This window comes from Parapedobacter sp. (genome assembly GCF_053550995.1).
Genome location: NZ_JBMQOC010000106.1, coordinates 45,550 through 65,051 on the forward strand (window position 1 = coordinate 45,550; position 19,502 = coordinate 65,051).

General features: G+C 54.8%; 19 protein-coding genes. 15 read left to right on the forward strand and 4 right to left on the reverse strand.

Annotated elements, in window-relative coordinates:
- From ACO1NT_RS14345 to ACO1NT_RS14355, 3 genes are all read left to right on the forward strand, one after another.
- Complete coding sequence (locus tag ACO1NT_RS14345; protein ID WP_449049407.1) at window positions 1–2,076, forward strand: transglycosylase domain-containing protein; 2,076 nt, start codon at window positions 1–3, stop codon at window positions 2,074–2,076.
- A 7-nt stretch (window positions 2,077–2,083) separates the two neighbouring features.
- Window positions 2,084–2,629, forward strand: coding sequence for a hypoxanthine phosphoribosyltransferase (gene hpt / locus ACO1NT_RS14350; RefSeq protein WP_449049408.1), 546 nt, complete (start codon window positions 2,084–2,086; stop codon window positions 2,627–2,629).
- A 139-nt stretch (window positions 2,630–2,768) separates the two neighbouring features.
- On the forward strand, window positions 2,769–3,185 hold the full coding sequence (locus tag ACO1NT_RS14355; RefSeq protein WP_449049409.1) for a CBS domain-containing protein: 417 nt from the start codon (window positions 2,769–2,771) through the stop codon (window positions 3,183–3,185).
- Between the two features lie 3 nt (window positions 3,186–3,188).
- Here the strand turns inward: ACO1NT_RS14355 and ACO1NT_RS14360 are convergent, their stop codons facing one another.
- A complete protein-coding gene (locus ACO1NT_RS14360; RefSeq protein WP_449049410.1) occupies window positions 3,189–3,524 on the reverse strand; it encodes an MGMT family protein in 336 nt (111 codons plus the stop codon).
- A gap of 173 nt (window positions 3,525–3,697) precedes the next feature.
- On the opposite strand from ACO1NT_RS14360, the gene ACO1NT_RS14365 reads away from it, so the two are divergent.
- The 12 genes from ACO1NT_RS14365 to recG all read left to right on the forward strand — a co-directional run bounded on the left by ACO1NT_RS14365 (window position 3,698) and on the right by recG (window position 16,543).
- A complete protein-coding gene (locus tag ACO1NT_RS14365; RefSeq protein WP_449049411.1) occupies window positions 3,698–5,086 on the forward strand; it encodes a 3-keto-disaccharide hydrolase in 1,389 nt (462 codons plus the stop codon).
- 54 nt (window positions 5,087–5,140) lie between these two features.
- The gene (locus tag ACO1NT_RS14370) at window positions 5,141–6,112 is read left to right on the forward strand and encodes a DUF4271 domain-containing protein (RefSeq protein ID WP_449049413.1); all 972 of its coding nucleotides are present in this window, start codon (window positions 5,141–5,143) and stop codon (window positions 6,110–6,112) included.
- A 10-nt stretch (window positions 6,113–6,122) separates the two neighbouring features.
- On the forward strand, window positions 6,123–6,896 hold the full coding sequence (locus ACO1NT_RS14375; RefSeq protein ID WP_449049414.1) for a uroporphyrinogen-III synthase: 774 nt from the start codon (window positions 6,123–6,125) through the stop codon (window positions 6,894–6,896).
- A gap of 315 nt (window positions 6,897–7,211) precedes the next feature.
- Window positions 7,212–8,519 (forward strand): type IX secretion system lipoprotein PorK/GldK, encoded by a 1,308-nt coding sequence (porK, locus tag ACO1NT_RS14380; RefSeq protein WP_449049415.1) that lies wholly within the window; start codon window positions 7,212–7,214, stop codon window positions 8,517–8,519.
- A gap of 42 nt (window positions 8,520–8,561) precedes the next feature.
- Window positions 8,562–9,359: a type IX secretion system motor protein PorL/GldL gene (gene porL, locus ACO1NT_RS14385; protein ID WP_449049416.1), complete on the forward strand. Its 798-nt coding sequence runs from the start codon at window positions 8,562–8,564 to the stop codon at window positions 9,357–9,359.
- Window positions 9,360–9,400: 41 nt separating this feature from the next.
- Entirely contained in the window at window positions 9,401–10,936 is a 1,536-nt protein-coding gene (porM, locus tag ACO1NT_RS14390; protein ID WP_449049417.1) for a type IX secretion system motor protein PorM/GldM, read from the forward strand.
- 9 nt (window positions 10,937–10,945) lie between these two features.
- Window positions 10,946–11,920, forward strand: a complete 975-nt coding sequence (locus ACO1NT_RS14395; RefSeq protein ID WP_449049418.1) for a gliding motility protein GldN — start codon at window positions 10,946–10,948, stop codon at window positions 11,918–11,920.
- A gap of 171 nt (window positions 11,921–12,091) precedes the next feature.
- Window positions 12,092–12,958 carry a cupin-like domain-containing protein gene (locus ACO1NT_RS14400; RefSeq protein ID WP_449049419.1) on the forward strand — a complete coding sequence of 289 codons (867 nt, stop codon included), beginning with the start codon at window positions 12,092–12,094 and terminating at the stop codon, window positions 12,956–12,958.
- Between the two features lie 6 nt (window positions 12,959–12,964).
- Window positions 12,965–13,105, forward strand: a complete 141-nt coding sequence (locus tag ACO1NT_RS14405) for a DUF6728 family protein (RefSeq protein WP_449049420.1) — start codon at window positions 12,965–12,967, stop codon at window positions 13,103–13,105.
- Between the two features lie 19 nt (window positions 13,106–13,124).
- Complete coding sequence (locus tag ACO1NT_RS14410; protein ID WP_449049421.1) at window positions 13,125–13,514, forward strand: RidA family protein; 390 nt, start codon at window positions 13,125–13,127, stop codon at window positions 13,512–13,514.
- Window positions 13,515–14,414, forward strand: coding sequence for an EamA family transporter (locus ACO1NT_RS14415; protein ID WP_449049423.1), 900 nt, complete (start codon window positions 13,515–13,517; stop codon window positions 14,412–14,414).
- Between the two features lie 23 nt (window positions 14,415–14,437).
- On the forward strand, window positions 14,438–16,543 hold the full coding sequence (gene recG / locus ACO1NT_RS14420) for an ATP-dependent DNA helicase RecG (protein ID WP_449049424.1): 2,106 nt from the start codon (window positions 14,438–14,440) through the stop codon (window positions 16,541–16,543).
- A gap of 72 nt (window positions 16,544–16,615) precedes the next feature.
- Here recG and ACO1NT_RS14425 read toward each other — a convergent pair whose 3' ends face one another.
- From ACO1NT_RS14425 to ACO1NT_RS14435, 3 genes are all read right to left on the reverse strand, one after another.
- A complete protein-coding gene (locus ACO1NT_RS14425) occupies window positions 16,616–17,206 on the reverse strand; it encodes a hypothetical protein (protein WP_449049425.1) in 591 nt (196 codons plus the stop codon).
- A gap of 319 nt (window positions 17,207–17,525) precedes the next feature.
- A complete protein-coding gene (locus tag ACO1NT_RS14430) occupies window positions 17,526–19,097 on the reverse strand; it encodes a hypothetical protein (RefSeq protein WP_449049426.1) in 1,572 nt (523 codons plus the stop codon).
- Window positions 19,098–19,221: 124 nt separating this feature from the next.
- Window positions 19,222–19,502, reverse strand: a 281-nt coding sequence (locus ACO1NT_RS14435; RefSeq protein WP_449049427.1) for a hypothetical protein, incomplete at its 5' end; no start/stop codon positions are given.

Here is a 19,502-nt window from a genome sequence, read left to right on the forward strand (position 1 = left end):
GTGGCAATCGATATCATTAGGCAATTTTTAAAAAGGATTACCCGGAGGCAGCTTATCATCGGCGGCGCAGTGATCGGCGTATTGGTGGTTGCTGGCATCATCGCCGGGGCCATCGCCTACCATAAGCGGGAGGCATTGTTGGCGGCTACGCTGGCGCGTATCCAATCCAAACTGGCCAACGAATACCAGATCGACCTGGAAGTGGGCAGTGCCCGTTTCTCGGGTCTCACCACCGTAACATTCGAACAGCTGGCCGTGACCCCACGCGGCCGGGACCAGCTGGCCGGAGTCGAAGAGTTGGCGGTTGGCATCAAACTTTGGCCGCTGCTTACCGGCGACGTCCGGTTCGGACGGTTACGGGGGCACAATGCGAAGGTGCAACTCATCAAAAAGGACAGCATCAGCAATTACGACTTCCTATTCCGCGGAACCGATACCCTGCAAGCCCCTCCCGAGGCCGTGGAGAAACCCGCCGACGAACCGGCGGTGAACCTGGCACAGGCCGCAAACCAAATGCTCAACAACGTGCTTTACAAAATCCCGGAAGACATGGATCTACGCGATTTCATTGTGACTTACCGCGACGACAGCACCGAGCAGCGGATCAACGTGCCGCAGGCCGATATCGATAATGGCAACCTTACCGCCTCGGTTTTCCTCAATGACAATGAAGCCGCTTGGCAGGTGTCGGGCAAGCTGAATCCCGACCGGCGCCAGCTGTATATCAAGGTACATGCCAACGGCGAACGGATTGCTTTGCCACTATTGGAGCGCAAGTTTGGCCTGAAGCTCAGCTTCGACACCATCGAAACCCGCCTGCGGGAGGTCTATTGGACCCACAACGAGCTGCTGCACATCAAAGGCGAATGGGCCGTCAAAAACCTGCACATCAACCATTGGCGTATCGCCCAGGAGGATGTGGCGGTACCCGACGCACACATCGATGCCGAAGTCATCGTCGGCGACAGCCATGTGGAGCTATCCAATGCATCCACCGTCACCGTGGAAAAGCTGGTGGTCCATCCCTTTATCCGCTACACCACCCAGCCCAACAAAACGTACGCCTTGGGCTTGGAAACCCCCGAGATGGATGCCCAAGATCTGTTCGACGCCTTTCCGAAAGGGCTTTTCGAATCGCTCGAAGGGATTCGGGTATCGGGCCGCATCAAGTACAAGCTCGACGCATTCCTGGATACGGCCAACCCCGATAGCGTGCAGTTCGACTCGCGCATGGAGCAACACGACTTCCATGTGAATGCTTGGGGAAACGCCAACATCCCCAAAATCAACACCACCTTCACCTATACGCCCTATGAAGACGGACAGCCCGTGCGCGACATTGTGGTGGGCCCCGAAAATGCCAACTTCGTACCCTTGGCCAAGATATCGCCCTACCTCAAAAATGCCATCCTCACCACCGAAGACCCTTCCTTTTTCAGCCATGACGGCTTCGTGGAAGAAGCCATCCGGTCATCCATTGCCATCAATTTCAAGGAAAAGGCCTTCAAGCGCGGTGGCAGCACCATCTCCATGCAGCTGGTCAAGAACGTATTCCTCAACCGCAACAAAACCATCGTGCGCAAGCTGGAGGAAATCCTTATCGTATGGTTGATGGAGAGCACCCAGGCGGTGAGCAAAGACCGCATGTATGAGGTATACCTCAATATCATCGAATGGGGCCGTAATGTGTACGGCATCTCCGAGGCCGCACGTTATTATTTCAGCAAACACCCCTCACAACTCAATCTCGGCGAAAGCATCTACCTGGCCAGCATTGTCCCCCGGCCGAAAACAGGCCTGTATTCCTTCGATTACGAAGGACAGCTCAAACCGTACATCGCCTCGTATTTCAACTACATCGGCAATATCATGGCCCGCCGGGGGCTAGCCCCGGCCGATTCATCGGGCAACTACGGGTTCTACGCCGTGAGCCTGCGCGAGTCGCTGCGCCCCGATAGGCCGGCAGCCGATACGCTACAGCTCGAACTGCCGCCCACCGATTTCGAAAAGGACCTCGAACAGGTACGCGGCCTGCTGAACCGCATCTTCAACACCTCGAACAACGAAAACCCCTGATATACCGATGAAGATAACGATCAATCAGAAGCAATTTGAGCGCATCATAGACTATAACCAGATTAAGAAGCGCATCCGGCTCATCGGCATACAGCTCAACGTGGCCTACGAAAACCAGCACCCCATTTTCATCGGGGTGCTGAATGGCTGCTTCATGGTCATGGCCGATCTGATGAAGCAGATCCATATCGCCAGCGAGATTTCCTTCGTCAAACTTTCCTCTTACGAAGGTACCACCCGCCGTGGCCAGGTAAGCGAACTCATCGGCCTTGAGGGCAATCTGGAGGGCCGCGAGGTCATCATCGTCGAAGACATCGTGGATACCGGCCATTCGCTCAAGCACACCTTGGATGCGGTCCACGCGCAAAAACCGGCTTCCGTGGCCGTTTGCACCCTCCTTCTCAAACCCCAGGCCCTGCAATACACCTTTGACAACATCGCCTACGTGGGCTTTGAAATCGACAACGATTTCGTGGTGGGCTATGGGCTGGATTACCAAGGCATCGGCCGCACCTTACCGGATATCTATCGCGAGATTCCCCCGGCGAAATGACCAACATCACTTTCGTCCCTGCCTAGCCTCATACCCTTTTTCGGCGCGCATACGTTTCTTTGTAGAAAATTTTATAAACCACTGTTTAACAAAAAGTGGAATAAATATTGTATGCTTTCACGATAACGAAAATAGCGCAATGAGCAAAAACCGCCTAATTAACGACATTGTACGCAAAACCGCTTTCACCGTACCGCCAACCGCATACCTCAGCGAAGTTTACCGGCTCATGAAAAACCGATCCCTTGCCCATGTCACCGTACTTGAAAACCATGAAATCGTGGGTATTATCAGCCGCAAGGCCATCAAACAATTGGGGTTCGGCTACGAATTCGATGGCCATGACGATGTCGAAACGGGCATGTTCGATATGTTACAGGCCAACCAGGTGATGGAGCGCAATCCTCCGCAGATTGCCCTGTCGGCCACCGTCGGAGAGGTGGCGGCGCTGATGGCCAAAGGCGCATACACCGCCTTGCCGGTGGTCTACGAAGACCAGCCGGTGGGCATCATCGACATCAACGACATTGTACTTTTCCTGCTGGAGACGCCTTAACGATCAATCATCCCATACGAGCTGCGGATCCCAAAACACCCGCTCGAAATCGACCACCTTGTCATCAACCACCACGACCCCTTCATTGGCGAGCAGTTGCTCCATCATCGTAGGGCTTCCAAATGCCCGTTTGCCACTAAGCAACCCCACGCGATTCACCACGCGGTGGGCCGGCACCGGTGGGTGTACGCCCGCCGCCGCCCGCATGGCGTAGCCGACCATGCGCGAGGAGCCGCCCGCGCCCAATGCGCGTGCTATCGCGCCATAGGAGGTAACACGCCCCTCCGGAATCTGCCGTACGATGCCATACACCAGCTCGAAAAAATTATCGCCCTTCATGGCCGCCAACGCCTCCTTACGATATCGTTTTCGTAAAAAAAGAACCTCGAATCAATATCCATACCTATAAAAACCGTATAATTGGGTGCAAAATCAATGACACAAAGCTAACGGTTTTGGATGAATACGACCACCCGACTTGTTTTTGCCGCGTGTCTACCAATGACAATATGATGGAAATACGTACAACGACAACATCCCGCGCGCCGCTGGCCGCCCTGCTCATCGGTCTCGCCTTTACCGCGTGCAACACGACCCCGGCCGACAACTGGACACCCCTATTCAATGGTGAAACCCTCGAAGGGTGGAAAGTGGTTGGCGGCGAGGCTCCCTACACCATCGAAGAGGGCGCCATTGTGGGCACGATGACCGCCGGCACCCCCAATTCCTTTCTCATCACCGAACAGGAATACGGTGATTTCATCCTCGAACTGGATGTGAAGCTGGAGGGCGAAACGACCAACTCGGGCATACAGACACGCAGCCACCTCGACCAAGCGGCCAATGAAGGCCGGGGACGCGTGTATGGGCGGCAGGTAGAGATCGATCCCTCCCCGCGCGCATGGACAGGCGGTGTTTACGACGAGGCCCGCCGGGGCTGGCTTTATCCGCTCGATCTCAACGAGCAGGCCAAAACCGCCTATAAAAAAGAAGACTTCAACCACATCCGCATCGAAGCCATCGGCAATGAAACCAAAACATGGGTAAACGGCACCCCCGTGGCATATGTGGTCGATACGCTCGACCCCTCGGGTTTCATCGGCCTACAGGTGCACAGCATCGGCGACGAAGCCCTCGCCGGCAAGAAGGTGTATTTCAAAAACATCCGTATACAGACCGAAAACCTGCAACCGCAGGATTTCCCCGCAGGCATCTATCCGGTCAACCTCACCCCGAATAGCCTGTCGGCCTATGAAGAACAAAATGGCTATAAGCTGCTCTTCGATGGAAAAAGCAACGCCGGCTGGGTAGGCGCCTACAAAGATACGTTCCCGGCCCAGGGATGGGAGATCAAAGACGGCACCATTACCGTGCTGCCCGCCGATGGTGGCGAATCGACCAATGGCGGCGATATTGTCACTACCGACCAATACCGTGCATTCGACCTCTCGTTCGAATTCAAACTTACCGAAGGCGCCAACAGCGGCGTGAAGTATTTCGTTACACTCGGCGAGCACAACACCGGGTCGGCCATCGGCCTGGAATACCAGATCTTGGATGATAAACGGCACCCCGATGCCAAGAAGGGCAAAGACGGCAACCGTACGCTGGCTTCGCTGTACGACCTCATCAAGGCCAACAAGACCAACCGGGCACAACGAAAAATAGGCGAGTGGAACAAAGGGCGGCTCGTGGTGCAACCCGATAACACCGTAACCCACTACCTCAATGGTGAAAAAGTGCTGCAGTACGAACGCGGCTCGGAAGCCTACAAGCAGCTGGTAAGCGAAAGCAAGTACAAAGATTGGGATAACTTCGGCCAAGCAGACAGCGGCCATATCTTGCTGCAAGACCATGGCAACCGCGTGAGTTTCCGCAACCTGAAAATTAAGCCCCTATAGAGGCCGTGCAAACATGCGATTTTGCCTACCTTTACCCGCTCATTGAGTAGGTAGATGAAGCATTGGATATTACTGGTTGCTGGGCTATTGCTGTTGGGAGGCGCCGCGCAGGCGGCATCCACGGGCATGGCCGTGCAGCAGCCCCGCTACCGTTCGGTGCAGGATTCGATCCGCCAGGCACAGCTGGCCGAAAAGATACGGCGCGCCGACTCCATCAAGCGGGTGGGCGATTCGCTCGCCATGCAATACATCGGCCTGCCCGACCCCAATAGGCCCAATGCGTTTGCCGACAGCATCCGCAAGCGCGTCATCGTGCAAAACGGCGACTTCATGGCGTGGATGGCATTTGCCAACGAGCTGGAACAAAGCATGGAAACCGATGCCGAACGGCCCAAGCGGGAGGCCTGGGTCCTTGCCGCCATCGGGCTGCTCCTGCTCTTTCTCGGACTGGTCCGCGTAGCCTTTCCCAACCAGGTGCTCTCCATCATCCAGGCATTCTACAATGACCGCATGCTGCTCCAGGTCAATAAGGAAGATACCCTTTACAGCTCATGGCCCTTTGTTTTCCTGTATATCCTATTCGGGTTTGCTGTCGGCCTGTTCATTTACCTATGCAATGCCCATTATGCCGTCGGCTATAGCGGCATCGAGCGATTTCTCGGCATTTCGCTGTTCGTGATGCTGCTGTTCATCCTCAAAATCATCGCCACCCGGCTACTCGGTTTCATCTTCGACCTGCAGCGCGTGGTGCGCGAATACGTATCCATCCTATACCTCAGCTACTTCAACGCCGCATTGGTGTTCCTCCCGATCATTTTGGTGTTGAGCCTGGTGCCCCAGGCGTACGTGGTGTGGGTTGTCCCGGTGGCGCTCATCGCCGTGCTCTGCCTATTCGTGTTCCGTTTCGCGAAGACCGCCCGCAACCTACTAACCAACTATCCGTTTTCAAAGTTTTATTTATTTACGTATCTTTGCTGCCTCGAAATCGCACCCATACTTATCTTGGTAAAAGTATTGGGCAATTAACGTAAGAAACATGCAGGTGCCAGAAGCAGACAGAGCAAAGAAAGTAAAAAGCATATTAGTAACGTTACCGAAGCCAGAGAATGAGAAATCGCCTTATTTCGCTTTGGCGCAGAAGTACAATCTCAAACTCGATTTCAGAGCCTTTATCCATGTGGAAGGGGTATCGGGGCGCGATGTACGCAAAGAGCAGCGGATCAACCTTGCTGATTTCACAGCGGTGATTTTCACCAGCCGCAATGCGGCCGACCATTTCTTCCGCGTATGCGAGGAAATGCGTTACGAAGTCCCGGCAGACCTCAAATATTTCTGCCTTTCGGAAACCATAGCCCTCTACCTGCAGAAATACATCCAATACCGCAAGCGCAAGATTTTCTTCGGCAAGCAGACGGCACAGGACCTTTCCGACATATTGAAGAAGCACGCCAAAGAGAAGTTCCTCTATCCCTGTTCCGATGTGGCCAACGAAGAGACCTACAATTGGCTTCAAGATAACGGATACAATGTTACCCCGGCGGTACTTTTCCGCACCGTCGTCAGTGACCTGTCTGACCTGAAAGACGTATTTTACGACATCATCGTCTTCTTCAGCCCCTCCAGCGTACAATCGCTCTTTGAGAATTTCCCCGATTTCAAGCAGAATGACACGCGGCTCGCCGCTTTTGGGCCTACCACCCACCAGGCGGTATTGGACCGTGGGCTGCTGCTCGATATCGCCGCCCCCACCCCCGAGGCGCCAAGCATGACCATGGCTGTGGAACAATACATCAAGTTATCGAACAAGTAATCGTTATTTTTTCAAATTTCCATTCCTTTTTTCACTAATTACTGTTTCTTTTGATAATTTTAAGGCCGCTTTCCGCCAGTGGATCGTTTCCACGTGAGCCATCTACCCGCGGAAAAAGCGTTGTTTTAAACGATTGTAAGAGATAATTAGTAAGTTTGCTGTCCGTATATATGGTACCGGGAAAGACTTTTGGTCTGAAATTTGCTGCCGTAACGGGTTATTAATCACGGGCTTTAACGAAATACAACGGGCGCGCGCCATACCATCCGCGAATAAGGCCCGCTGCGGGGCGTTGCTAGCTAAAGATAGAACTAAATGAATAGAGCATATTTACCTATAATATTGGTTGGTATATCTTCGATGTTACTTTCGGGTTGTTCCAAGTCGGGCGGCGGGGAGTTGGTCGGCGTCAAGCGGGCACACCTCAAAACCAGCCGCGTTCCGCATGGCATGGTACTGGTGCCCGGAGGCACTTTCATCATGGGGCAGTCTGACGAAGACATCACCTTTTCACAGGTTGCCCAAAACAGGCAGGTTACCATTTCGTCGTTCTATATGGATGAGACCGAGATATCCAACAGCGAATACCGGCAATTTGTCAATTGGGTGCGCGACTCCATCCTCATCTATAATTACCTGCAAGACGACAGCTATTTCGTAGAAGTAGAAGGCACCAACGAACGGTACATCGACTGGTCTAAGGTAAACGGCAATAAGCGCTCGCTATGGAACTCCAAGGACCAGGATGTAAGGGAGCGCACCCGCCAGATGTACTATCAAGGCGAAGATCGCATTTTCGGCAAAGATGAGTTGGATGTACGCCTATTGCGTTACCACTACGACTGGTATGACCTGCGTGCGGCCACGGCCGCAAAGAACGACCCTACCAAAGTACGGTCCGACTTCATACGGCGCGATACCATCTTGGTATACCCCGACACCACGGTATGGCTAAACGATTTCAGCTATGCCCAGAACGAGCCGATGGTCGAAGGTTATTTCTCGCATCCCTCATTCGACGAATATCCGGTGGTGGGTGTCACGTGGCGGCAGGCACAGGCATTCAACACCTGGCGTACACGCCTCTTCGAAAACCACCAGCGCAGCCGCAAAACCAATAGCCGTGAAATCCGGCAGCCTTATATGCTGCCTTCCGAGGCAGAGTGGGAATATGCCGCCCGTGGCGGCCGCGTGGGCACGCAGTACCCTTGGGGTGGCCCATCCGCACGCAACGCCAAGGGCTGCCTGATGGCCAACTTCAAGCCCGGCCGCGGCAATTACCTCGACGATGGAGCCGCCTACACGGCCCCCGTGTATTCGTACTTTCCCAATGACTTTGGCCTTTACAACATGGCCGGCAATGTGGCCGAGTGGACCTCTTCTTCGTTCAACGAGTCGGCATCGTCGTTTGTACACGACATGAACCCCACCTACCGCTATGACGCGGCCGCAACCGACCCCGAGTCGTTGAAGCGCAAGGTGGTGCGCGGCGGCTCATGGAAAGACATCGGTTACTTCCTACAGAACGGTGCCCGTGCCTACGAATACCAAGACACCTCCAAGTCGTACATCGGTTTCCGGAGCGTGTCCGCCTACCCGGGTGTAGACCCGATGAATAATTAACATACAACCATTTACGAAACTCACAAGCACAACAGCAATATCATGGCAGAGAAACGCAAATTCAAAATCGGTATCAACAACATCGTCTCCTGGGGAGCTACCGTGGTGATCATCGGCCTGATGGCCAAGTTGCAACACTGGCCGGCCGGCGACTGGCTCATCGTTGTAGGTCTCGGCACCGAAGCACTGCTTTTTTTACTACTCGGCTTCCAAACGGAAGAGAAAGACGTGGACTGGACACGGGTATATCCCGAGCTGGCCGACGATTACCAGGGCGAACTGCCAAAAGCCACCGTACGGCCAGCGGCCAGCACGGGCCATACTGCCGCACTGGATAAGATGCTGGCCGATGCACGCATCAGCCCCGAATTGATCGGCAACCTGGGTGACGGCCTCCGCACCTTTGGCGATAAGGTAGCTGCTATTTCCAACGTATCCGATGCCTCCCTTGCCACCAACCAGTTCACCGATCGGGTGAAGGGTGCAACGGGCAGTGTCGACAAACTCAACGCCGCCTTCGAAAAGGCCTCCAGCGACCTCGCGGGCATCAGCGCCGGAGGCAGCGACGTAACGGCATACCACGAGCAGGTACACAAACTGGCCAACAACCTGCAACACCTCAACTCCGTTTATGAACTGGAGTTGCAGGATACCGGCAAGAAACTCAAGGCCATCTCCCAACATTACGACAGCATTGCCCATACCCTGCAGCAGTTCAACGACTCGGCCGCAGGTACCCGGCAGTTCAGCGAGCAGGTGGCCCACCTCAATAAGAACTTGGCTTCGCTCAACGCCGTGTACGGCAACATGCTGGCCGCCATGAACCAACCGCGTGTATAATTTCTTTAAGATACTGACACCTTAACGAGCAGCAATACAGCATGGCAGCAGGCAAACAGACTCCGAGGCAACGAATGATAGGTATCCTATACCTCGTGTTGTTGGGATTGGTGGCAATGAACGTGAGTGATTCCGTGCTCGACGCCTTCAAGAACCTGGCAACAAGCCTCAGTACTTCTACCCAAAACACCCAAGAGGGGATAGACAATATGTTTAGCGCCTTCAGGGCAACCAAATTGAAAGACGAGCCCGAACGGGCTAAACCCATCCTTGACCGGGCCGAGCAAGCAAGCCAATTGACCAGCGACCTGTCGGGATACATCGACTCGCTCAAGGCCGTGCTCGAAGCAGAGGGCGGTGGGCAAAACGAAACCACGGGCGACGTACGCAAGCGCGATAACCTCAGCATCTGCCCCCGCATGATGATCAAGCAGAAGGAAGACGGGATGAGCCGGGCGGAACAGTTGCGGAGCCGTATCAATAGCACACGCGAGCAGCTCCTGGCACTGGCAAACAATGAAGTATCCTTTTCATTGGATGCCCAGGACCCCCCTTCACGCGCCGGCCGAAAGAAATCGTGGGAGCAGGCAAACTTTGGCGACGGCATCCCGTTGACCGCCGCCATGACCGCTTTGGAAAAAATCAAGGCCGACGTGAAGAACGCCGAGGCCGTGGTGGTAAAACACATCTTCGGCGAGATGGATATGGCCGTGGTAAACCTCGATCGGTTTGCGGCCGTGGCCGTGGCCCCTTCTTCCTACGTTATCCAAGGGCAGCCTTACACGGCCAAGGTATTCCTCACAGCTTATGATTCGAAGTCGACACCCGAGATATCGGTGGGCGGCAACACCTTGCCTGTCACCGATGGGCAGGCCACCTATTCGGTTAATACCTCCAGCGAGGGGGTATTCAACTGGACGGGTACCATCCGCGTGAAACAGACCGATGGCACCGTGAAAGAGTACGTCACCGAGCCGCAGACCTACCAAGTGGCGCGCCCGTCGGCCGTGGTCTCGCCCGATGCGATGAACGTGCTGTACATCGGTGTGGACAACCCCATTTCGGTATCGGCGCCGGGCATCCCTAAAGAGAGCCTGCAGGTGAGTGGCAAGGGCGTGAGCATCTCCGGCTCGGGGGGCAAGTATGTGGCACGGGTAAGCCAGCCCGGCACGGCCAGCATCCATGTATCGGCCCGCATCGGGGACCAGACGCAGTCGCTCAGCTCCACCGAGTTCCGCGTAAAGCGGATTCCCAAGCCGCAAGCCCGTGTGGCCGGGCGGTCGGGCGGTACCGTTGCCGCGGCGCAGATCCGCGGGCAAAACCGCATCTTCGCCGCATTGGAAGATTTTGAGTTTGACGCCAAATTCAACATTTCGCGGTTTTCGATGTTGATACAGAAACCCCGGGTAGACCCCATGGGCCCCTATCAAGGCACCAACGGCACCTTCTCGGGACCGATGCAGAATGCGCTCAGCGCCGTGTCGCCGGGCTCGTTCGTATTTTTCTATAATATTATCGCCGTGGGTCCGGATGGCCTGCAGCAGGAACTGGACCCGATTTCATTCCGGGTCGATTAATTGATAACGATGAAGGAGGTAACGATGAAAGTGTATGGATTTTTGGTCATGATGGGGGTCGGGCTGTCTGCGTACGCCCAACAAGAGAACCTATCCAATAGTACCACGCCGATCCCTGCGGAAGAGCCGCCGGTAGACGGCTATTACGTCAAATCCGACATACTGGATCGCGAAGTCGTACCCTATGCGAATATCCGCCCCACCGATGTGGCCTATGTGAAGCGTATCTGGCGCGAGTTCGACGTGCGCGAAAAAATGAACACGCTGTATGCCTCGCCCAAATCGCGGCTCATCGACGTAATCATGGAAGCGGTAATGGCCGGCGAACTGACCGCATACGACCCTACGCCCACGGAAGACGACCCCACGGGAGATAGCTTCAAGACGCGCCTCTCGCCCGACCAGGTATTGGGCCGCTTCGGCTCAGACAGCACCCTGGTGGAAGAATATGACGAAGAGGGCAACGTCATCGCCTCACACTTCGAAGCCACGGCATTCAACCCCGACGATGTGGTCCGTTTCCGCATCAAGGAAGACTGGATTTTCGACAAACAACGCTCTGTATTCGAACCGCGTATCATTGGTATCGCCCCCTTGGTAACCCCGCAGATGGATGAAATCACGGGCGAGGCACCGGCAGGCATGGAAGGCATGGATGCGGTAGAAGACATCGCTGGGCTCGACATTGCCGGCAACACGCCCTCCATCGCTGCCGACGCGTACCCCGCCTTCTGGATCTATTTCCCCGAAGCCCGGCACATCTTCGTTAATAAGGAAGTCACCTCAAGGCACAACGACGCCACCGGCTTGAGCTATGACGATGTTTTCATCAAGCGCCTGTTTTCCAGCTACATCGTCAAACAATCGAACCCCGATGACCTCCGTATCAAAGATTACATAGACAACGGCCTGGACCGCCTGTATGAGGCACAGCGCATCAAAAAGACCCTCGTCGATTTCGAACAGGATCTGTGGTCGTATTAGCCACAAAAAAGATTTTCGTCAGGCCGTCGAATTTTTTGTTATTTTGGCACGTAAATCGTTGTATGCCTATTTTATAATGCAAATGTAAAAATGACTTACAACGTATGGGCACATACGAAGATTACGTAAGTTTGCATATGCATAATTAACAGTTCAATTAGCTATTTAGTCGTGCAACTCAAAAAAGTTAACAAAATCTCCGGGATTAGCTCGGCGGACTTCATCAAGGACTACCTCAATAAGGGAGTACCGGTAATCATGGATGACTTCGTAGCCAAAGACAGTCCGGCATGGACCAAATGGAACTATGACTATTTCAAGGAAATAGCCGGAGATAGCATCATTTCCCTACACGGGCGGGAAGATGCATCGAACGACCGCGCTGCCAGTGCCCCGGTTGCGAAAATGAAATTCGGCGAGTACCTGGATATGATCGAGCGCGAGCCGACCGATCTGCGGATTTTCCTGTTCAACCTCATGAAGCTGAAGCCCGAGCTCAACCACGACCTGATTTACAACGACGTAACGGGCGGCAAGGTATTGCAATGGCTTCCTTACCTCTTTTTTGGCGGCGAGGGTTCCAGCACACGCAATCATTTCGATATCGACATGTCGCATGTCTTTATCACCCAGTACAAAGGGGTCAAGAAAATCTGGTTGTTCCCGCTGGAGCAGTCGGACCTGATGTATAAATTGCCCTACAACTTCCATAGCATTGCCAACATCAAGAATCCCGACTACGAAAAGTTCCCCGCGCTGAAGTACCTCAATGGGTACGAAGCGGAGATCCATCCGGGAGAGACGTTGTTTATGCCGTCGGGATGGTGGCATTATATCCAGTATGTCACCGAAGGATATTCCATCAGCGTACGGGCACTGCCGTCCAAGGTGTATGATAAGTGGCGCGGCTTCCGCAACCTGGTTATCACACGCAATTTCGACAATACCATGCGCAAAATCTTCAAGGACCGCTGGTTCAACTATAAGATAGCTGCCGCCAACAAGCGGGCCGAACGGGCGCTGAAACGGGTGAAGTAAGGTACCATGTATTTTTTCAGGAAAAAGGACCCCAATAGACCCACCAGTTTTAACCTGCGGGTTATGCATATCATCAATGCGACGGCCATCATCCTCTTCCTGCTGGCGATCCTTTACAAAATCGTCGATTGGCTCTTCTTGAATTGAGCCCTTACATCCATACGTTATGTCTGCAAACAAAACAATCATCAACACAGCCAAAGCGCCGGCCCCTATAGGGCCCTACAACCAAGCGGTCAAGGCAGGCGATACGCTGTATATATCGGGGCAGATTGCCCTGTCGCCCCAAACCGGCGAGCTGGTCGGCAGCTCGGTGGCCGACGAAGCCCGCCAGGTGCTCGACAACCTCGGTGCCATCCTGGCCGAAGCGGGCTACGCCTTCAGCGATGTGGTGAAGACCACCATCTTCCTTCGTGACATGGGCGACTTCGCCGCCGTGAACGAGGTATATGGCACCTACTTCACCGAGCAGGCCCCGGCGCGGGAGACCGTTGCGGTGGCCGGACTACCCAAAAACGTGCGTGTCGAGATTTCCGCCATTGCGTGGAAAGCGTAAATGCAAGGCCGTTTGAAATATTTCTCGGCGGCGTTTTTCGCCGCCGTGCTATGGGGGTTCATGGCTATCCCCCTGCGTGCCATCCGGGAATGGCCTGCCGAAGATATCCTCTATTATCGGATTTTCACGTCTACGGCATTGATATGGCCGTTCATCCTCGTTTTCCGCCGCAAGCAGCTGTCGGCGTCCAGCCGGTATCTGCAAGGAGTGCCACAGGCGCTCCGCTGGCGGCTCATCACACTTACCATCATCGCTTCGCTGCTCATCACCGGCAATTGGTTTACCTTTATCTATGCCGTAAACCACGTGAGTATCCAGTCGGCCGCATTTGCCTACCTTGTCTGCCCCTTACTCACTACATTGGCGGCATTCCTCATCCTTAAGGAACGGTTAACGGCCCTTAAAAAAATCGCTATAGGCATCGCGCTGGCCAGCGTCGTCCTATTGGCCCGTGGCTCGCTGCATGATGTCGCCTGGTCGATTGGCATCGCGTCGTTCTATGCACTGTACCTGGTCGTCCAACGCGTTATCCAGCACGTCGACAGGCTGGTCGTATTGGCCGTACAGCTCACCCTATGTAGCCTATTTATCCTGCCGATGCTGCTCTGGCAGTTCCACCCGGTACCTACCGGTGCTGTCTTCTGGGTCAACATAACGGTCATCGCCGTTGTTTTCACCATCATCCCCCTATACATGAGCCTATATGCGCTCAATGGCATCTCATCCACCACCGTGGGCATACTCATCTACATCAATCCGATCATCGCATTTGCCATAGCGGTAGCCTATTTCCATGAGCCCGTTTATACCTACCAACTACTAGCCTACCTGGTCCTGTTTCTTGCGGTATTCCTATTCAACTGGAGCGCACTCCGGAAAGTTTTCCATAAATTCGCATGAACCGTTGGATGTAGAAACTCCCTGTGGCACCACTCAGCACCATAACCCCCATTGAATACCTCAAAGGTGTGGGCCCGGCCCGTGCCGAAGTGCTCAAGGAAGAGCTGGGCATCCACACGTTCGGCGACCTGCTCAAGCATTACCCCTTCCGCTACATCGACCGAACCGAGTTCCATAAAATCAAGCAGCTCCACCCCGATATGGCCGCCGCACAAGTAATCGGGCGGCTCGTACATGTCGAAGAGCTGGGCGAGCGCCGCGGAAAGCGGCTTATAGGCCACTTCAGGGACGACACCGGCACCCTGGAGCTGGTGTGGTTCCAAAGTATCGGCTGGCTTAAAAAGGCCCTGCAGGTTGGTGCCGCCTATATCGTATACGGCAAGCCCAACGTTTTCAACAACCAGCTTTCGATGACGCACCCCGAAATGGAGGTGTACAAGGCCAACAGCCCGCAGCAGGGCAATCCGAGCCTGCAGCCTGTATACAACACCACCGAGAAGCTGCGCAAATTCGCGCTCGATAGCAAAGGCATCCAAAAGCTGCAAACTGCCCTCCAAGAAAGCATCGGCACACAGTTCGGCGAAACGCTGCCCGATTATATCGTACACCAACACCGGCTCATGCCATTATCCCAGGCACTGGTGGCCATCCACTTCCCGCGCAACAGCCAGGAGCTTGCACACGCCGTCCACCGCCTCAAGTTCGACGAGCTGTTTTTCATCCAACTGAAGCTCCTCAAAAACAAGCTGCTCAACACGCAGAAGTTTAAGGGCCACCGGTTCGATACGGTAGGCCACACATTCAACACCTTCTACCACGAGCAGCTCCCCTTCGCGCTGACCGATGCCCAGAAGCGGGTCATCAAGGAAATCCGGCGCGATACCGCCTCGGGCGCCCAACTCAACCGCCTGGTACAGGGCGACGTGGGTAGCGGCAAAACCGTGGTGGCGCTGATGGCCATGCTGCTGGCCATCGACAACGGTTTCCAGGCATGCCTCATGGCGCCCACCGAAATCCTCGCCCAGCAGCATTACCACAGCATCAGCAAGCTGCTGGGTAACGGCACCGCCTCCGTGCAGCTCCTCACCGGCTCAGTGCCCAGAAAAGACCGCCGCGTCATCCATGCCCAGCTCGAAGATGGCACGCTCGATATCCTGGTGGGTACCCATGCGCTCATCGAAGACGCCGTGCGCTTTCACAACCTCGGCCTCGTCGTCATCGACGAGCAGCACCGCTTCGGCGTGGAGCAGCGGGCCAAACTGTGGCGCAAGAACCGCACACCGCCCCATATGCTCGTGATGACTGCTACCCCCATACCGCGCACACTTGCCATGACCTTATATGGCGACCTGGATATCTCCGTGATTGACGAATTGCCCGCCGGCCGCAAGCCCATCAAAACGATGCACCTCTACGAAAGCAGCCGCCTACGCATGTTCGGGTTCATGAAAGAAGAAATCGGCAAGGGGCGGCAGGTGTATATCGTGTACCCCCTCATCAAGGAAAGCGAAAAGATGGACCTCCTCTATCTCGAGGCCGGCCTTGAAACACTACAGAACGAGTTTCCAAGGCCGCAGTACCAAATCAGTATTGTGCATGGCAAAATGCCCGCAAAAGACAAGGACTTCGAGATGCAACGGTTCGTCAAGCACGAAACCCAGATCATGGTGGCCACCACCGTGATCGAGGTGGGTGTAGACGTGCCCAATGCGTCGGTCATGGTCATCGAAAATGCCGAACGCTTCGGCCTGTCGCAGCTGCACCAGCTGCGGGGACGCGTAGGGCGGGGTGCCGAGCAGTCATATTGCATCCTCATGTCGGGTAGCAAACTAGGCAAGGAGAGCAAACTCCGGCTGGAGACCATGGTACGTACAAACGACGGGTTCGAAATTGCCGAGGTGGATCTACAGCTACGTGGGCCGGGCGACCTGGCGGGCACGCAACAAAGCGGCGTGCTCGACCTCAAGCTGGCCGACCTTACCACCGACCAAGCCCTGCTTACCCATGTGCGCAATACGGTAATCGCCCTCTTTGGGGCCGACCCTCACCTGGCCCGGCCCGAAAATGGCCGACTGCGCGATTACCTCACGCCTTCCGAACCCGGCATCGGGTGGGAGAAAATCTCTTAACAAAAAAAAGGCAGCCGCTTCTAGAAAAAGGACTGCCTAGCTATATATAGACTCCGTGGAGGGATGCTTCGCTTACCGCTTACCTACCGCGGCAATGGTCATATGGTCCACATCGGCATTCTCGGCTTGGCTTATCGCCTTGGCGAAATACTGCTCCATCTCCTGCAGCAATGGAAGGGTTTCCTCGTTTACAAAGCCGGCGAATTTGCGCTTGGCTTTCTTAAACTGCCGTTGTTCCCTTTTTAACTCGGCCTGCAGTTGGTCCTTCAATTGGGCCAGCCGTGCCGTTTCGTACGCATCGCGCTCTTCGTGTTTCTTGGCATACAAACTTTCGATTTCGGCAATGGCCTTTTTACTGGCTTCCACACGTACACCCTGGTCGATATCATCTTGGTATACCTTGACGAAGAAGGCCTTGTCTCGATCCAGATCGGCATGGCTACCGCGGCTGTCGCGTATCTGCTCTTTGGCGGTTTCAAACTGACTGAAGAGCACATCTACGTTCCGCTGGTGGAAAGCGATGACCTGTTTGAAAGCGGCTACGCTCTTCTGATCGGATACATGTTCCTTTTTTACCTTTTCCGAGGGGAGCACGTTTGTGCGGGCAACACTGGTTCCAACTGCGGCTGCGCAAATCATGGCGCTCAATACTAACGATTTCATAACTATACGATTTTATTTTCCTTATTTTTTATTGCGTTTTCTATGGATAAGACGACGAAGGGAAAAAAACGTTGCACCACCCCTGGGCGATAATAGACAAACGGCCCATAATCATCGACCAATGAAAGCTCGATTAGACGAAAAGACCATTTCCATAGACAAACCGGCGGGGATAATGGGTCAAAAAATCACCAAACCAGTATTTACGGCGCACCGGCGATACCATACCTTTGATCGTATATCGAATGAATAAGCGATTATGCGTACGAAAAGTCTTTTTGGAATAGCATAAATGGCTGCACACGCCATCAGGGAAGGCTCAGTTTACATATCCGTGGTACAGGTACAAGGCACCGTATGTCCAATTCGGGCCAACCAAGCCCGGATAGTTGAACCGGTCCATCATCAGCGCCACATACCGGAAGGGGTACCCCGGGGGCAATTCCACCACATTGGGCCAAACACGCGTGCCAGACTCGCCATCCCATGGGGGGAGGTCCATCTTCAATGTGCCCACTTCCTGCAGGTCGGGGTACGAGTAGATGAAAATTTCGCGTTCGCTGCTTCCCGAAAAGCAGTAGGGTACACCGCCGATACGTTGGATCGATGTTCCCGTCGAGTTGTGGGCCACGGGACCAGCGATGCGCCGATAACCTTTATTCCACGATGTCGATTCCAACAAGACCGCTTTGTAGCCGTCGATATGCTCGCAGGTGAGGATGCGCCATTTTCCGGCCTCCGCGTCGTACAGGATGTGCGGGTCTTCGATATCGCCCACCACGCCGAACGGCTCGGCTTGCATAACGGAAAACCCGAAGCGGGGGTCTTTCATGCTTTCCACGGCCAACAGCTGCTTATGTTCTTTCGGATCGGCATAGGCGCTGAAACCGGTGGTGATGCCCCGCCAAACGCTATCCCTCCGGTCGTAGAAGATATGTGACGCTACTTCATTGCGGAGTATGCCGTCCGCCCGGTCAAAAACGATAACCCCCTCAAAGCGCAGGTCGAACACGGTGGGGTCCATACTGAAAACCCCCTGTACATGGTGCGGCAGCGCCCGGCCCCGGATGGTCATCGTATACCACAGCCGGCCCCGGTCGAGCAACGGACTCCCATCTTCGTAGGTCATGGCCCGGATATCGGCAAGGCCCATACCACCGGTCAGGGCAGCCGCAGCCCCCTCGATGGCCACCGCGCCCTCTTTCAGGTGCACCGATACGCGCGATTGGAAGGTCTGCAAATACCGCTTCGCGCGCAGGTCTAGCAGCTGGCTGAAATCCGATTGGGCAATCGGCCGGGGCAAGCCATCATGCTGGGTATAGACGGTCAAACCGCTGCCCAACAGTTGGAGGATGATTTTTCCCTGCAACATAGCTCCCGGGGCGATATTTGTGGCGATCGACTCGCTGGCCACCACCTTCCCGGCCTCCCGGATAGCCAATTTCACATCCACGATGTGCTGCCCGCGGTACAACACCATCACGGCAAACCGGGTGGCATTGCCGGCATCGGCAAATTCAAACCCCACGGCTCCTTCCCCTTCGCTCGAAGCGACCTCCAGCGTATACGTTGCGAACGGATTGAACCCGCCGAACCAAACCGTCGTCCGGGTTTCGGTATCGGAGCCAATAAGCAGTCGGTCCCGACGGATGGTTACCTGGGCATGGGTATCAGCATGGTGGCTCACCGGATACATGGAAGACATGCCGATCACTTCCGCAGGCTTAAGGGCCGCCAGCGGCAAGGTATGCTGGTCGTCGAAGACAAACCGCCGGACACCCTGCCGGGTGAAGTTGATATCGCCGGGGGCCGGCTGGCCCTGTACGAATAAAGGTAGTGCGCCAAGTGCGATGAGAAAAAGCCGGAAAGCCATGCGACGTAACGAAACCATATGCTATGTATTGGGCACCTAATATAGTTAATTTGGTGTATCCGGTGAACCGCGCAACGGCAAAGTTGCCGCGTTTACGTTTGATTATCGGAAACGAAGGTTTTATTTAGGCACATCGGTGCCGTTATCGTTTAACGTTGTTCCTTTCCGCTACACGATGGGCTTTCTTCTTGCCGCTTTCTCGCCGCTCCATGCCGCGGGGGCGAGTTACTTTTTTCTTGATAAAAAAGTAACCCAAACCGACCGAAGGGAGCTCATGAACACCGCTGAAACAAACATGCGCGGTGAATAAATCAAGGCTTGCCTGCTCCGTTGCATCCCGTTGCCGCATGGGCCGCGTCCGGTTGCTGCCTCCGCAGGCTAGGCCGATGCGTTCAGCTATTATCTTCGGATGGCCTCGCCCCG

Excerpts from the sequence above, each read along its gene's own strand:
- ACO1NT_RS14415 (WP_449049423.1), top strand. The coding sequence starts at position 13,515 with ATGCAAGGCCGTTTGAAATATTTCTCGGCGGCGTTTTTCGCCGCCGTG.
- ACO1NT_RS14410 (WP_449049421.1), top strand. The coding sequence starts at position 13,125 with ATGTCTGCAAACAAAACAATCATCAACACAGCCAAAGCGCCGGCCCCT.
- ACO1NT_RS14360 (WP_449049410.1), bottom strand. The coding sequence starts at position 3,524 with ATGAAGGGCGATAATTTTTTCGAGCTGGTGTATGGCATCGTACGGCAG.
- hpt (WP_449049408.1), top strand. The coding sequence starts at position 2,084 with ATGAAGATAACGATCAATCAGAAGCAATTTGAGCGCATCATAGACTAT.
- ACO1NT_RS14405 (WP_449049420.1), top strand. The coding sequence starts at position 12,965 with ATGTATTTTTTCAGGAAAAAGGACCCCAATAGACCCACCAGTTTTAAC.
- ACO1NT_RS14425 (WP_449049425.1), bottom strand. The coding sequence starts at position 17,206 with ATGAAATCGTTAGTATTGAGCGCCATGATTTGCGCAGCCGCAGTTGGA.
- porL (WP_449049416.1), top strand. The coding sequence starts at position 8,562 with ATGGCAGAGAAACGCAAATTCAAAATCGGTATCAACAACATCGTCTCC.
- porK (WP_449049415.1), top strand. The coding sequence starts at position 7,212 with ATGAATAGAGCATATTTACCTATAATATTGGTTGGTATATCTTCGATG.
- ACO1NT_RS14365 (WP_449049411.1), top strand. The coding sequence starts at position 3,698 with ATGGAAATACGTACAACGACAACATCCCGCGCGCCGCTGGCCGCCCTG.
- ACO1NT_RS14370 (WP_449049413.1), top strand. The coding sequence starts at position 5,141 with ATGAAGCATTGGATATTACTGGTTGCTGGGCTATTGCTGTTGGGAGGC.
- ACO1NT_RS14395 (WP_449049418.1), top strand. The coding sequence starts at position 10,946 with ATGAAGGAGGTAACGATGAAAGTGTATGGATTTTTGGTCATGATGGGG.
- porM (WP_449049417.1), top strand. The coding sequence starts at position 9,401 with ATGGCAGCAGGCAAACAGACTCCGAGGCAACGAATGATAGGTATCCTA.
- ACO1NT_RS14430 (WP_449049426.1), bottom strand. The coding sequence starts at position 19,097 with ATGGTTTCGTTACGTCGCATGGCTTTCCGGCTTTTTCTCATCGCACTT.
- ACO1NT_RS14355 (WP_449049409.1), top strand. The coding sequence starts at position 2,769 with ATGAGCAAAAACCGCCTAATTAACGACATTGTACGCAAAACCGCTTTC.
- ACO1NT_RS14375 (WP_449049414.1), top strand. The coding sequence starts at position 6,123 with ATGCAGGTGCCAGAAGCAGACAGAGCAAAGAAAGTAAAAAGCATATTA.